This is a genomic window from Rathayibacter sp. VKM Ac-2754 (assembly GCF_009807095.1).
Classification (GTDB): domain Bacteria; phylum Actinomycetota; class Actinomycetes; order Actinomycetales; family Microbacteriaceae; genus Rathayibacter.
Map to the genome: position 1 here is coordinate 1 of NZ_WUCC01000016.1, position 13,937 is coordinate 13,937.

The following is a 13,937-nucleotide window of genomic DNA, read 5'->3' on the forward strand; positions in this document are numbered from 1 at the left end:
AGAACTGAAACCGCCTAAACGACACGGCCCATCTTCGACGGATCGATCGCGTGCGGGCTGCGGGCTGCGGGCTCGACCAGCGGGCCGGCGGCGTGACCCGGCTTCGCGGCTCGATCGGACCTGATGAGGTCACGTCCGGCTCCCGGAATCGCGTTGGGCTCGTGGAATCGGGCGATTCCTGCGAGCCGAACGCGGTTCTGCGAGCCGGAGATCGGGCACTCGGCCGACGGGCCCGGCGCCGCCGATACGATGGTCCTCATGCCTCGGATCCGACAACAAGATGTCGAAGAGGTCAAAGCCCGGGTCAACATCGCTGACGTCATCGGCGAGTACGTGACCCTCAAGTCGGCGGGCGTCGGCTCGCTCAAGGGCCTCTGCCCGTTCCACGACGAGCGCAGCCCCAGCTTCCACGTGCGCCCGCAGGCCGGCTTCTACCACTGCTTCGGCTGCCAGGAGTCGGGCGACGTCTACAGCTTCGTCATGAAGATGGACCACGGCTCGTTCAGCGAGACCGTCGAGCGCCTCGCGGCGCGCATCGGCTACCAGATCCAGTACGAGGAGGGCGGCGGACAGGCCCCCGAGACCGGTGGCCGCGCGCGCCTGCTCGCCGCCAACGACGCCGCCGAGGAGTACTTCCGCGAGCAGCTGGCGACTCCGGGAGCCGACGTCGGCCGCCGCTTCCTCGGCGAGCGCGGCTTCGACCGGGCCGCCGCCGATCGCTTCGGCGTCGGCTTCGCACCCGACGGCTGGGACGGCCTCACCACCGCGCTCAAGCGCCGCGGCTTCACGGAGCCCGAGCTCACCGCCGCGGGCCTCGTCAGCAGCAGCAATCGCGGAGGCGTCTACGACCGGTTCCGCGGTCGGCTCGTCTGGCCGATCCGCGACGTCACCGGCCAGACCGTCGGCTTCGGAGCGCGGCGCCTCCTCGAGGAGGACAAGGGCCCGAAGTACCTGAACACCCCCGAGACGCCCGTCTACCACAAGTCGCAGGTGCTCTACGGGCTCGACCTGGCCAAGCGCGACATCTCGCGCGGGCACCAGGTCGTCGTCGTCGAGGGCTACACGGATGTGATGGCCTGCCATCTGGCGGGCGTGACGACCGCGGTCGCGACCTGCGGCACCTCCTTCGGCGTCGACCACATCAAGGTGCTGCGCCGGGTGCTCGGCGACGACAGCGGCGTCGGCGAGGTCGTCTTCACCTTCGACCCCGACGCGGCCGGCCAGAAGGCGGCGATGCGCGCGTTCCAGGAGGAGCACCGCTTCGCCGCGCAGACGTTCGTCGCCGTCGCGCCCGAGGGCCTCGACCCGTGCGACCTGCGGCTGAACAGGGGTGACGACGCCGTGCGACGGCTGATCGACGACAAGAAGCCGATGTTCGAGTTCGTCATCCGGCAGCTGCTGGCCCGCTACGACCTCGAGACGGTGGAGGGGCGGATCGCGGCCCTGCGCGCCGCGGCCCCGGTCGTCGCCGACATCCGCGACCCCGCCCTGCGGCCCGGGTACTCGCGCGAGCTCGCCCGGATGCTCGGCCTCGACATGTCCGAGGTCAACTCCGCGGTGCGCTCGGCCGGATCCCGCGCACCAGCCCGCCAGACGAGCACCTCGGACGCCCCCGCGCCGGAGACCCCGGTCGGCGCCCGGCTCACCGACCTCCCGATCGACGTGGTCACCCGCATCGAGCGCGAGGCGCTGATGGCGATGCTGCAGCTGCCGCAGATGATGGGCGCCGAGCTGCTGACCCGCGCGGCGCACGCGGCGGTCACCAACGAGACCCTCCGGGTCGTCCGCGACGCCGTCGTCGCCAACCTCGAGCGCGCGCAGGACCGCGACTGGGTCGAGCACGTCGCGGCCGACGTGCCCGGTCCGTTCGCGTCGCTCGTGCGGCAGCTGGCGGTCGCCCCGATCCCCGCGGCCGACGAGGCGGGGCTCGCGCGCTACTCCCGCGACGTCGCCATCTCCCTGATCGAGCGCGACCTGCTTCGCGAGATCGCCGAGCTGCGCGGAGCGCTGCAGCGCGCCTCCGCCGACCCCGTGATGGCGAGGGCAGTGCAGGTGCGCCTCGTCGAGCTCGAGCGCGAGAAGCGCGCGCTGCGCACCGAGTGACACCGCGTGCGCCCACGATGAGGGACGTGTTGCAGTCGTGTGAAGAAATCGGACGACGGGCCCCCGCGGTCCGGAGAGCGCTCTCGACTGTGTTACCACTGAGGAACAGCAATGCGGGCGCCCAGTGTCGTGGCGCCATCGCTCACAGGTCATCTGTGTGCCCAGAGGCTGCGCGCCGCGAGCGCGCCCGCATCCCATCCCTGACAGGAAGAGGCAGACGGAGATGACATCCGCATCCACCCGGGCTACTCGCGCACTCACCGCGACCGCAGGCTTCGCCGCGGTCGCACTGGTGCTGGCGGGCTGCTCCGCCGGCGGTGACGACTCGTCCGGCGGCGACGCCGCCGGCGGCACGCTCACCATCGGCACCACCGACAAGATCACCACCCTCGACCCGGCCGGCTCCTACGACAACGGCTCGTTCGCGGTGATGAACCAGGTCTTCCCGTTCCTGATGAACACGCCCTACGGCACTCCGGACGTCGAGCCCGACATCGCCGAGTCGGCCGAGTTCTCGGCGCCGACCGAGTACACGGTGACGCTCAAGGAGGGACTGAAGTGGGCCAACGGCAACGACCTCACCTCCTCCGACGTCAAGTTCTCGTTCGACCGCCAGCTGGCGATCGCCGACGCGAACGGCCCGTCGTCGCTGCTCGCGAACCTCGACAGCGTCGCGGCTCCCGATGACACCACCGTCGTCTTCACGCTGAAGTCCGAGAACGACCAGACCTTCCCGCAGATCCTCTCGAGCCCCGCCGGCCCGATCGTCGACGAGGACGTCTTCTCGGCCGACTCGCTGACGGCCGACGACGACATCGTCTCGGGCGACGCCTTCGCCGGTCAGTACACGATCGCGAACTACGACGTGAACAACCTGATCCAGTACAAGGCGTACGAGGGCTACCAGGGTGTGCTCGGCGCGGCGAAGACCGGAACGGTCAACGTCAAGTACTACGCCGACTCGTCGAACCTCAAGCTCGACATCCAGGAGGGCAACATCGACGTGGCGTTCCGGAGCCTCTCGGCGACCGACGTCGAGGACCTCCGCGGCAACGACTCCGTCAAGGTGGTCGAGGGCCCGGGCGGCGAGATCCGCTACATCGTCTTCAACTTCGACACGCAGCCGTTCGGCGCGACGACCCCGGAGGCGGACGCCACCAAGGCCCTCGCCGTGCGTCAGGCCGTGGCCGACCTGATCGACCGCGACGAGATCGCCGACCAGGTCTACAAGGGCACCTACACCCCGCTCTACTCCTTCGTCCCGGACGGTCTGACCGGAGCGACCGAGCCGCTCAAGGGCCTCTACGGAGACGGCCAGGGCGGTCCCGACGCCGACAAGGCGAAGGCGACGCTCGACGCAGCCGGAGTCACCGGCCCGGTCACCCTCAACCTGCAGTACTCGAACGACCACTACGGTCCGTCCTCGGGCGACGAGTACGCGCTGATCAAGGACCAGCTCGAGTCGTCGGGTCTGTTCACGGTCAACCTGCAGACCACGGAGTGGGTGCAGTACTCGAAGGACCGCTCGAGCGACGTCTACCCGGCGTACCAGCTCGGCTGGTTCCCCGACTACTCCGACGCCGACAACTACCTCTCGCCGTTCTTCATCAAGGAGAACTTCCTCGCCAACCACTTCGACGACGCCGAGGTGCAGTCGCTGATCGCCGAGCAGGTCTCGACGACGGACCCCGACGCGCGCACCGCGATCATCGAGGAGATCCAGGACAAGGTGGCGGCCCAGCTGTCGACCGTGCCCTACCTCCAGGGCTCGCAGGTCGCCGTCGTCGGCAGCACGGTGAGCGGCACCGAGGACACCCTCGACGCCTCGTTCAAGTTCCGCTACGGGGCGCTCAGCAAGAGCTGATCCACCCCCGGGGCCGGCGCCTCCTCCCGCAGGGGAGGCGCCGGCCTTTCTCCACGAAAGGCATCACGTGACGACAGCCACGGCGGCACCGCCCGCGCCCACCCGGCGCACGCGCGGCTCGGGAGGCGGACTCGGGCGCTACCTGCTCATCCGGTTCCTGCTCATCATCCCGACCGTCTTCATCCTCGTGACGATGGTGTTCCTGCTCATGCGCACGACCGGCGACCCGATCACGGCGGCGCTCGGCGGCCGTCTGACGGCCGACCAGCTGGCGGAGCGCGTGTCGGCCGCCGGATACGACCGCCCGCTTGTCGTGCAGTACGTCGAGTACCTGGGGGCGCTGCTCCGCGGCGACTTCGGCACGACGCTGAGCGACAACCGCCCCGTCACCGAGGTTCTGCTCACCTACGGCGCCGCCACCGTCGAGCTCGCGTTCTACGCGCTCACCGTGGCGTTCATCGTCGGCATCCCGCTCGGGATGCTCGCCGCGTACCACCGCGACCGCACGCCTGACGCGGTGCTGCGCATCTTCGCGATCCTCTGCTACGCGACTCCCGTCTTCTTCGCGGGTCTCCTGCTCAAGCTCGTCTTCTCGGTCTGGCTCAAGTGGTTCCCCGTCGCGGGTCGCGCGACGACGGGCACCGAGCTCTCGCTGCAGTTCCTCGAGAACAAGACCGGCATCTACCTGATCGACGCGATCCAGACCGGCGATCCCGCGGCCGTCGCCGACGTGCTCTCGCACGCGGTGCTGCCGGCGATCGCGCTCGGGCTGCTGACCGCGGGCATCTTCCTCCGCCTGGTGCGCACCAACGTGATCGGCACGCTCGGCACCGACTACGTCGACGCGGCGCGCTCCCGGGGAGTCAGTGAGTTCCGCCTCGTGCGGACCCACGCCTACCGGCCGGCGCTGATCCCGATCATCACGGTGATCGGCCTGCAGATCGCGCTGCTGCTCGGCGGCGCGGTGCTGACCGAGACGACCTTCGAGTGGAAGGGCCTCGGCTTCCAGCTCGCCGAGTACCTCCAGGCCCGCGACTTCGTCGCCGTGCAGGGCATCGTCGCCCTGCTCGCGGTGATCGTGGCGCTGACCAACTTCATCGTCGACGTCATCGCGGCGCTCATCGACCCGCGAGTGAGGTACTGACCATGACCGGCACCACTGCTCCAGCGCGCCCGCGCCGCCGCCTCGTCGACCGCCTCCCGGTCGTCCACCAGCTCCGGCAGAGCGTCGGGCTCCAGCGCGGGATGCTCGTCGCCGGTCTCGTGATCACCGGGGCGTTCCTCCTCGTCGCGCTCTTCGCTCCGCTGCTCGCGCCGTACGGCTACTCGCAGCTGCGCTCCGACGACGGTGCGTTCGGCGCCCAGCAGCCGCCGAGCGCCGAGCACCTCCTCGGCACCACCGTCGGCGGGTACGACGTACTGTCGCGCGTGCTGTGGGGAGCGCAGACCGCGTTCCTCGTCATCGTCGTCGCCGTCGTGCTGTCGATCTTCGCGGGCGTCTTCCTCGGGCTCGTCTCGGGCTACCTCGGCGGCTGGCTCGACCGCGTCCTCGTCGTGGTCTGCGACGCGATCTACGCGTTCCCGACGCTGCTGCTCGCGATCGTGATGTCGATCGTGATCTCCGGCGGCCAGTCGAACCTGTGGGCGGGAATCTTCGCCGCGGCGATCTCGATCACCGTGGTCTACATCCCGCAGTACTTCCGGGTGATCCGCGCCGAGACCGTGCGCATCAAGGGCGACGCGTTCGTCGAGTCGGCGAAGGTGATCGGAGCCTCCACCCCGCGGATCATGTTCCGCCACGTGCTGCGCAACGCCACCCGCACCCTCCCGCTGATCTTCACCCTCAACTCCTCCGAGGCGATCCTGACGCTGGCGGGCCTCGGCTTCCTCGGCTTCGGCATCGAGCCGACCTCGGCGGCCGAGTGGGGCTACGACCTCAACAAGGCGCTGTCCGACGTCACGAGCGGCATCTGGTGGACCTCCGTGTTCCCGGGGCTCGCCATCGTCCTCGTCGTGGTCGGCATCACGCTCGTCGGCGAGAGCCTCAACGATCTGGCCGACCCGCGCCTGCGCGGTCGGCGCGCAGTGGCCGCCGGAGCCGGCGACATCGCCGCGACCTCGGTCGTCCCGGGCGGCGTGCTCGTCGCCGACGGCCTGGAGACGCCGGGACACGATCCCAGCGCCGGAACGGAGCAGACCCGATGAGCGAGCGCAGACCTGTTGACGCGGAGCGGCCGATCGTCGACATCACCGACCTCGAGGTGGCCTTCGCCAGCGACCGGGGCGCCGTTCGCGCGGTCGCCGGAGTGAGCCTCCGGGTCGAGCGCGGCGAGGTGCTCGCGATCGTGGGGGAGTCGGGCAGCGGCAAGACCGTGACCGCCAAGACGATCCTCGGCCTCCTGCCCGAGACGGCCACCGCCTCGGGAGTCGTGCTGCTCTCGAAGAAGGACGGGAGCTCGTCGACCGACGTCGTCTCGGTCCCGAAGTCGCGCCTGCGCGAGATCCGCGGCACCGACGTGGCGATGGTGTTCCAGGAGCCGTCCACCGCACTCAACCCCGTCTTCACCGTCGGCTGGCAGATCGCCGAGGGCCTCCGCGCCCACGGCAGCGTGTCGAAGAAGGAGGCGCGGGCCCGGGCGATCGACGTGCTCCGGACGGTCGGCATCCCCGAACCGGAGAAGCGGGTCGACTACTACCCGCACCAGTTCTCGGGCGGGCAGAAGCAGCGCGTCGTGATCGCGATGGCGCTGGTGCTGGATCCGGGCCTCATCGTCGCCGACGAGCCGACGACCGCGCTCGACGTCACCGTGCAGGCCGAGATCCTCGACCTGCTCCGCCGCTGCCGCGACGACTTCGGCACCTCCATCGTGCTGATCACGCACAACATGGGGGTCGTGGCCGACCTCGCCGACCGCGTCGCCGTGATGTACCAGGGCGAGCTCGTCGAGCAGGCGCCGGTCGCCGAGCTCTTCGCCGCGCCGAAGGCCGAGTACACCAGGAAGCTCCTCGCCGCGGTCCCGCACGTGGGCCAGGGCGTCGAGCGCGCCAAGGTCCGCGCCAGGGAGCGCGCCGAGGCGCCGGAGGCCGAGACCCTCGTCGAGGCCGACGGCCTGCGGATCCAGTACCCCGGCCGGCTGGGCCGCGCCGGCTTCGTCGCGGTCGACGGCGTCTCCTTCCGCATCCGCGCGGGGGAGGTGCTCGGCCTCGTCGGCGAGAGCGGCTCGGGCAAGACGACCATCGGCCGCGCGATCGCCGGCCTGACCACCGTCACCGGCGGCTCGCTCCGCGTGCTCGGCAAGGAGATGCGCGGGATCCGCGAGCGCAGCTTCCGGCCGGTCCGCGGCGACATCGGCTTCGTGTTCCAGGACCCGGGATCGAGCTTCAACCCGCTGCTGACGATCGCCGAGGGCGTTGCCGAACCGCTGATCGTGCACGGGCGCTTCCGCGACCCGGGAGCGGCCAGGAACCGCGTCGACGAGCTGCTCGAGGCGGTGCAGCTGCCCCGCTCCTACGGCGACCGCTACCCGCACGAGCTCTCGGGCGGCCAGCGTCAGCGCGCGAGCCTGGCGCGGGCCCTGGCGCTCGAGCCGAAGCTCCTGATCGCCGACGAGCCCACCTCGGCGCTCGACGTCTCGGTGCAGGCGCGAGTCCTCGAGCTCTTCGCCGAGCTGCAGAAGGAGTTCGGCTTCGCCTCGCTCTTCATCAGCCACGACCTCGCCGTCGTCGATCTGCTCGCCGATCGGATCGCCGTGCTCTACCGCGGTGAGCTGGTCGAGGAGGGCACGGGCGAGGAGGTGCTGTCGGCGCCGAAGCACCCCTACACCCAGCGCCTGCTCGCCTCGCTGCCCGTGCCGGATCCGGGGGAGCAGGCCGAGCGGCGCGAGCTCCTCCGCCGGATCACGCAGGCGGAGCGCACCGCATGAGCGCCGAGGCCCCCATCGTCGTCGACGACCTGAGCGTCGAGTACCCGCCGCGGGGGATCAGCCGCCGCTGGACCGCGCTGCGCGGGGTGAGCCTCCGGGTCGAGCCCGGTGAGGTGCTCGGCGTCCTCGGCGGCAGCGGATCGGGCAAGTCCACGCTGGCGCGGGTCCTCGGCGGCGAGGGGCTCACCGGAGACAGCGCGCGGACCAAGCCCGTGATCGTCGGAGGCGACGCCACGATCGCCGGGCACGGCCTCCGCCACCTGCCCACCCGCGGGATCAAGCGCTTCACCTTCGACGTCGCCTATCTCGCCCAGGACGCGGGCGCGGTCCTCCGGCCCGAGCTGACCGTCTCGGAGCTGATCGCGGAGCCGATCTACCTCCGCGACCGCCACTTCGACCCGCGCGAGGCGGCCGTCCGCGTGGCGACGCTGCTCGACTCGGTGCACCTGCCGCTGTTCCTGCTCGACCGGTTCCCCTACGAGCTCTCGAGCGGCCAGCGCCAGCGGGTCGCGATCGCCCGCGCCCTCGTCCTCGGACCGAAGGTGCTGATCGCCGACGAGCCGACCTCGGGCATCGACGCGACCGTCCGCGAGTCGATCGTCGACCTGCTCGCCGATCTGCGGCGACGCGAGGGCTTCGCGGCCGTGGTCGTCACGCACGACATCGACGTGCTGAGCCGGGCGACCGACCGCGTCGCGGTCCTGGTCGGCGGCGAGGTCGTCGCCTACGGTCCGCTGCTCGAAGTGCTCACCGGCGCGCGACACCCCTACGTGCGCGAGCTCGGCTCCGCGTTCGCCGAGTACGAGCGCTTCGACGCGAGCCGCGCGCTGCGCGTCGCACCGGTGGAGGAGCAGGCGTGAGCACTCCGCGGATCGCCGTCCTTCCCCGCACCAAGCCGGTCTTCACCGAGGCGATCGAGGCGGGCGGCGGCCGGGTCGTGGGGGTGGATGAGGATCCGGAGGCGCTGCTCTGGCTGTCCTACGGACGCACCGACGAGCTCGCGGCGGTCCTCGCGGTGCACCCCGGCATCCGCTGGGTGCAGCTGCCGTGGGCCGGTGTCGACGTCTTCTCCCCGGTCCTGGAGGGCTCAGATCTGCGCTGGACCAGCGCCAAGGGCGCCTATGCCGAGCCGGTGGCCGAGCACGCGCTCGCGCTGACCCTGGCGCTGCTGCGCTCCCTGCCCGAGCGGGCCCGGGCGCGGTCGTGGGGCGAGAAGCGCGCCGCGACCCTGCACCGCGCGCGGGTCGTCGTCGTCGGCGCGGGCGGGATCGCGACCCAGCTGCTGCGGCTGTTGAGCGTGTTCGACGCGCACATCACCGTCGTCCGCCGCACCGCGGAGGCGCTGCCGGGCGCCGAGAGGACCGTCACCGCCGACCGCCTCAACGAGGTCGTCGCCGACGCGGATGTCGTCGTGCTCGCCGCGGCGGCGACCGGATCAACGGCGAGGCTCGTCGACGCGGCGCTCCTCGAGCGGATGCCCGAGAGCTGCGTCCTCGTCAACGTCGCCCGGGGAACTCTGGTCGACACGGACGCGCTCGTCACCGCCCTGGCCGAGGGACGGATCGCCGGGGCCGCCCTCGACGTCACCGACCCCGAGCCGCTGCCCGACGGGCATCCGCTCTGGGGCGAGCCGCGGTGCCTGATCACCCCGCACACGGCCGACACTCCGGAGATCACGGCGCCGCTGCTCGCCGAGCGCGTGCGCGCGAACGTGGCCGCCTTCGCGGCCGGGGAGCCGCTGCTCGGGCTCGTCGACACGGACGCCGGGTACTGAGCTGGTGCTCCGCGCCGATTTGGTCTGCGGGCAGAGTTTGGTAAAGTGGCTACGCGCTGTTCACCCCCGGGTGGGCGGATGATCCTCGATAGCTCAATTGGCAGAGCAATCGGCTGTTAACCGGTAGGTTCTTGGTTCGAGTCCAAGTCGGGGAGCGAAGGGCCTGGGACTCCACTCTCGGGCCCTTTTTCTTTGCCCGGAATCGTGTGCACAGCCTTGATCGCGTGCACACCAGGCCGGGCGCACAGCACCGATACGGAGGCGCGATGCGCGACGACGTCCTCGATCTCCTCCGCCGACGACCCGACGTCGAGGGCGTGTCCCTCGTCGCGGTCGACGCGAGCGACCGCCTCCTCCTCGACCTCGTCGTCGAGCGCGGGATCACCGGCTCGATCGGCGTCGTGGGCGACGCCTACGGCGCTCTCACCCTCGCTCTCGCGGCAGACGGAGTGGCCGTCCGCGTCATCCAGGACACGGTCACCGCCGAGCTCGCCCTCGCCGCGAACGCCGACGCCGTGCGCGCGGCCGGCATCGAGCTCGCGCCGTTCGAGATCGTCGACTCGGTGAGCGCCGCGGCCGACGGCGCCGCCGCGATCCTCGTCCGCCTCCCGCGCTCGCTCCATGCGCTGGCCGAGATCGCGGCGTCCGCCGCCCTCGCGGCGCCGAGTGCCGCGCTGATCGCCGCGGGCCGCATCAAGCACATGTCGCACGGCATGAACGCTGTGCTCGACGCCCGCTACGAGCGGGTCGACGTCAGCCTGGCGCGGCAGAAGTCGCGCGCTCTGATCGCGAGCACCGCGCGCCCGGTCCAGCCGCCGGCGCCGAGCGCCGACCGCCGCCGGCTCGACGAGTTCGGTCTCGACGTGGTCGCGCTCGCGGGCGTCTTCTCCGGCGCACGCCTCGACCTCGGCACCCGTGCGCTCCTCGCCGCGGTCGACGTCGCCGCCCTGCCCGCCGGCACGGCCGTCGACCTCGGCTGCGGCACCGGCATCCTCGCCGCCGTGCTCGCCCGCTCCCGCGCCGATCTCGACGTGATCGCCACCGACTCCTCCAGGGCTGCGACCGAGTCGGCCCGGGCCACCGCCGCGGCGAACGGACTCGCCGAGCGGGTTCGCGTCCTCCGCGACGACAACGCCTCGACGATCCCCGTCGGCTCGGTCGACGTCGTGCTCTGCAACCCGCCCTTCCACTCCGACGGAGCCGTGACCGACCTCGTCGCGCACCGGATGATCCGCGCGGCCGGGCGTATTCTGCGCCCCGGCGGTCAGCTCTGGACGGTCTTCAACTCGCACCTCGCGCACCCCTCCGAGCTCCGCCGCTCGGTCGGGCCGACCAAGGTCGTCGCCCGCGACCGCAAGTTCACGGTCGCCCGCTCGACCCGCGTCGACCCGAGCTGACCGCAAGCCCCACCTGTGCGTCGGGCACCCGGGTCCGCTCCCGGGTACCATCGCTCTCCGGCGTTCCCCCGCGCCGCTCCCACCGACCCGAACCGGAGGCCGTCGTGCTCGAGATCGTCGTCCTCGTCCTCGCCCTGATCGTCGCCGTCGCGGCCGTGGTGCTCTGGCGCCGCTCCGCCACCGCCGAGCGCGCCGCCCGCGACTCGCAGCGCGAGGCGGCCGCCCGCACCGCGCGACTCGAGATGGTCGTCGGTGAGCAGGAGGCCAGGCTCCGCATCGTCGGCGAGCTCGAGCAGCTCGCCGTCCGCAGCGCCTCGCACGTCGTCGAGGAGGCCGAGAGCGTCCGCCTCACCATCGAGCGCGACCCGGCCGCCGCGACCCGCTCGGCCGTCAGGGCGGTGCGCGCCGCGGAGGCGTCCCTCGCCCAGCTGCGCCGCATCGCGACCGTCGCCGCCGTCGACGCGGGCGAGCTCCCGATCACCGGCAGCACCGAGCCGCTCGTCTCCGACGCCCGCGAGCGCGGGCTCGTGGTCGCCGAGAGCAGCACCGGTGAGCCGTTCCCGCTGCAGGACGGTGCCGAGGTGGCCGTCCTGCGCGTGCTCGAGTACGCCTTCGACTCGGCGTTGACCAGCGGCGGCGCCGGCACCGAGGTGCGGATCACGTCGAACTGGACCGCGACCGGCCTCCGCGTCGATGTCGAGGACGACCGCGAGCGACACGGAGGCGCCGAGCACGACGAGAGCGCCGTCGACGCCGATCTGCGCGCCCTCACCGAGCGCATCGACAGCCCCGCCCTCTCCGAGCTGCGCGAGCGCGCGGCCCTGTTCGGAGGCGACATCACCGAGAAGCGGACCCCCGGCGTCGGCCGCTCGGTCACCGCCGCCTTCCCCGCCGTCCGCCACCACAACGGCGTCCACGGCGTCGACCTGGCCTGAGCCGACACCCCGCCACCCACGGCCGCCGGATCCCCGCCCCCCCCTGCTGGTCGAGTAGCCCCGCAGGGGCGTATCGAGACCCACCAGCGTCAGCACCTGGAGCTTCAGCCCCTGTCTTCTGACGGACGTGGATCTCGATACGCCCGCTGCGCGGGCTACTCGATCAGCGAGAGTGGGGCCGATCGCAGAAGGTTGTGACCTGCTCTGCGGGCTGCGAGCTCGATCCACAGGCGGGCACCCCCGCCCCGGACCTCAGTCCTCCAGGTGCTCGACGCCCGGCAGCCACGACCGGCCCGGGACTCCCCAGCCGCGCTTGCGCGTGATCTTCGCGACGGGCTTCTGGTAGTCGTGCTCGAGCCGGTCGATGTAGAGCACCCCGTCGAGGTGGTCGAACTCGTGCTGGAACACGCGCGCGAACCAGCCCTCCGCCTCGATCTCGAAGGCCTTCCCGTCGAGGTCGACCGCGCGCAGGATCGCCCGCTCGGAGCGCCGGAGCGGGAACCGCTCGCCCGGGAACGACAGGCACCCCTCCGCCTCGGTGTCCTCGTCGGCCTCGCCGAGAGGTGTGGGCGTGACGTAGAGCTCGGGATTGATCGCCACCCCGCGGCGGGGCGTGCCGTCGTCGGCCGCGTAGTCGTAGACGAAGAGCCGCAGCGGCACCCCGACCTGGGGGCCGGCGAGGCCGACTCCGGGCGCCGTGTCCATCGTCTCGAACATGTCGGCGACGAGGGTCCGCAGCGCGTCGTCGAACGCGGTCACGGGGGCGGCGGGGGAGTGCAGGACGGGGTCGCCGGCGATGAGAATGGGGAGGACGGCCATGCCGACCAGGGTATCGCGGGCCTCCGCGCGCCCCGTCCTCACGGTCATCCGGTGGTCTTCCCGGGTCACCCGTGCGTCGGAGGATCCCCGGATCGAATCTGGATAGGGTCGAGACCATGCCTTCCGATCTCGCCGAGCTGACCGAGCAGTTCACGCTCGACCCGGCGCAGTTCATCGGCATCCCGATCGCCCTCGTCGGCGCCGTGTTCCTCTCTCTCGGAGCGCAGTTCCAGCATCGCGGAGTGGTCAAGGTCGAGCGGTTCTCGAAGCGCTCCGGCTCCTCCGGCCTCAGCGGCGGCCAGCTCTTCTCCCTCCTCTCGCGCCCCTCGTGGGTGATCGGCACCCTGATGCTCGCCCTGGCGATCGTCTTCCAGCTCACGAGCCTCGGCTTCTCGCCGCTGATCGTGGTGCAGCCGCTCGGCGCCGTCGCGCTGGTCATCACCGCCGTCGTCAACGCGCGGGTGAGCAAGGTCCGCCTCAACAGGGCGTCGATCAGGGCGATCATGCTCTGCGTCGGAGGCGTCGGCGCCTTCGTCCTCGTCGCCGCCTTCAACGCGGTCGACAAGCCGATCCAGACCTCGCAGCTGATCACGATCCTCGTGATCCTCGCCGTCGTGCTCGCGGTGTTCATCGTGGCGTTCACCGTCTTCCGCAAGCGCGCCCGGGCGATCTTCTACATCCTCGGAGCCGGAGTCGTCTACGGCTTCGTCGCGACGCTCGCCAAGGTGGTGCTCAACCGCATCAAGTTCGGCGAGTTCGACGCCCTCACCGTCGTCTGCGTCGTCGCGCTCCTCGCCGCCACGGCCCTCGGCGGCTACTTCGTGCAGAACGCGTACTCGTCGGGCCCGCCCGACCTGGTCGTCGCGGGTCTCACCGTCATCGATCCGCTCGTCGCCGTCGCCATCGGCATCGTCGTCCTGGGAGAGGCGCAGTACGCGGCTCCGTGGGCGATCCCGCTTTTCGTCCTGGCGGGCGTCGTCGCGATCTGGGGCGTCTTCCTCCTCGCCAAGCACCACCCGCAGGCGCGCTGAGCGGCACCGGCGACGCAGGGCGCCCCCCTGCCGTCGCAATCCGCGGATCCGCTGACCCCCCTCGGTACACTGGGCCCCGCGCCGAGATGCC

The 13,937-nt window shown here is 71.5% G+C and carries 11 protein-coding genes and 1 tRNA gene; 11 read left to right on the top strand and 1 reads right to left on the bottom strand.

All coding sequences use genetic code 11. From position 1 onward, the window contains the following. Positions 1-258: 258 nt before the first annotated feature. The 10 genes from dnaG to GRS92_RS17940 all read left to right on the top strand — a co-directional run bounded on the left by dnaG (position 259) and on the right by GRS92_RS17940 (position 11,996). Positions 259-2,103 carry a DNA primase gene (gene dnaG / locus GRS92_RS17895; RefSeq protein WP_159859420.1) on the top strand — a complete coding sequence of 615 codons (1,845 nt, stop codon included), beginning with the start codon at positions 259-261 and terminating at the stop codon, positions 2,101-2,103. 223 nt (positions 2,104-2,326) lie between these two features. Beyond that, complete coding sequence (locus GRS92_RS17900; RefSeq protein ID WP_159859422.1) at positions 2,327-3,967, top strand: ABC transporter substrate-binding protein; 1,641 nt, start codon at positions 2,327-2,329, stop codon at positions 3,965-3,967. Positions 3,968-4,034: 67 nt separating this feature from the next. After that, positions 4,035-5,111 (top strand): ABC transporter permease, encoded by a 1,077-nt coding sequence (locus GRS92_RS17905; RefSeq protein WP_159859425.1) that lies wholly within the window; start codon positions 4,035-4,037, stop codon positions 5,109-5,111. Positions 5,112-5,113: 2 nt separating this feature from the next. After that, the gene (locus GRS92_RS17910; protein WP_159859428.1) at positions 5,114-6,172 is read left to right on the top strand and encodes an ABC transporter permease; all 1,059 of its coding nucleotides are present in this window, start codon (positions 5,114-5,116) and stop codon (positions 6,170-6,172) included. Next, positions 6,169-7,890: an ABC transporter ATP-binding protein gene (locus GRS92_RS17915; protein ID WP_159859431.1), complete on the top strand. Its 1,722-nt coding sequence runs from the start codon at positions 6,169-6,171 to the stop codon at positions 7,888-7,890. The genes GRS92_RS17910 and GRS92_RS17915 overlap by 4 nt, the downstream gene beginning before the upstream one ends. After that, the gene (locus GRS92_RS17920) at positions 7,887-8,750 is read left to right on the top strand and encodes an ABC transporter ATP-binding protein (RefSeq protein WP_159859434.1); all 864 of its coding nucleotides are present in this window, start codon (positions 7,887-7,889) and stop codon (positions 8,748-8,750) included. Before GRS92_RS17915 ends, GRS92_RS17920 begins: the two co-directional genes overlap by 4 nt. Further along, a complete protein-coding gene (locus tag GRS92_RS17925) occupies positions 8,747-9,664 on the top strand; it encodes a D-isomer specific 2-hydroxyacid dehydrogenase family protein (protein WP_159859437.1) in 918 nt (305 codons plus the stop codon). Before GRS92_RS17920 ends, GRS92_RS17925 begins: the two co-directional genes overlap by 4 nt. 82 nt (positions 9,665-9,746) lie before the next feature. After that, positions 9,747-9,819: transfer RNA gene (locus GRS92_RS17930), tRNA-Asn, on the top strand. A gap of 111 nt (positions 9,820-9,930) precedes the next feature. Beyond that, positions 9,931-11,061: a class I SAM-dependent methyltransferase gene (locus GRS92_RS17935; protein WP_159859440.1), complete on the top strand. Its 1,131-nt coding sequence runs from the start codon at positions 9,931-9,933 to the stop codon at positions 11,059-11,061. A 104-nt stretch (positions 11,062-11,165) separates the two neighbouring features. Further along, positions 11,166-11,996, top strand: coding sequence for a hypothetical protein (locus GRS92_RS17940; protein WP_159859443.1), 831 nt, complete (start codon positions 11,166-11,168; stop codon positions 11,994-11,996). A 252-nt stretch (positions 11,997-12,248) separates the two neighbouring features. On the opposite strand, the gene def is transcribed toward GRS92_RS17940, so the two are convergent. Then, positions 12,249-12,815 carry a peptide deformylase gene (gene def / locus GRS92_RS17945; RefSeq protein ID WP_159859446.1) on the bottom strand — a complete coding sequence of 189 codons (567 nt, stop codon included), beginning with the start codon at positions 12,813-12,815 and terminating at the stop codon, positions 12,249-12,251. A 116-nt stretch (positions 12,816-12,931) separates the two neighbouring features. Here def and GRS92_RS17950 point away from each other — a divergent pair, with 116 nt between their 5' ends. Then, a complete protein-coding gene (locus GRS92_RS17950; RefSeq protein WP_159859449.1) occupies positions 12,932-13,846 on the top strand; it encodes a DMT family transporter in 915 nt (304 codons plus the stop codon). The last annotated feature ends 91 nt before the right edge of the window (positions 13,847-13,937 follow it).

Coding starts and splice junctions, on each gene's coding strand:
- GRS92_RS17900 (WP_159859422.1), top strand. CDS start 2,327: ATGACATCCGCATCCACCCGGGCTACTCGCGCACTCACCGCGACCGCA.
- GRS92_RS17915 (WP_159859431.1), top strand. CDS start 6,169: ATGAGCGAGCGCAGACCTGTTGACGCGGAGCGGCCGATCGTCGACATC.
- GRS92_RS17920 (WP_159859434.1), top strand. CDS start 7,887: ATGAGCGCCGAGGCCCCCATCGTCGTCGACGACCTGAGCGTCGAGTAC.
- GRS92_RS17935 (WP_159859440.1), top strand. CDS start 9,931: ATGCGCGACGACGTCCTCGATCTCCTCCGCCGACGACCCGACGTCGAG.
- GRS92_RS17950 (WP_159859449.1), top strand. CDS start 12,932: ATGCCTTCCGATCTCGCCGAGCTGACCGAGCAGTTCACGCTCGACCCG.
- dnaG (WP_159859420.1), top strand. CDS start 259: ATGCCTCGGATCCGACAACAAGATGTCGAAGAGGTCAAAGCCCGGGTC.
- def (WP_159859446.1), bottom strand. CDS start 12,815: ATGGCCGTCCTCCCCATTCTCATCGCCGGCGACCCCGTCCTGCACTCC.
- GRS92_RS17910 (WP_159859428.1), top strand. CDS start 5,114: ATGACCGGCACCACTGCTCCAGCGCGCCCGCGCCGCCGCCTCGTCGAC.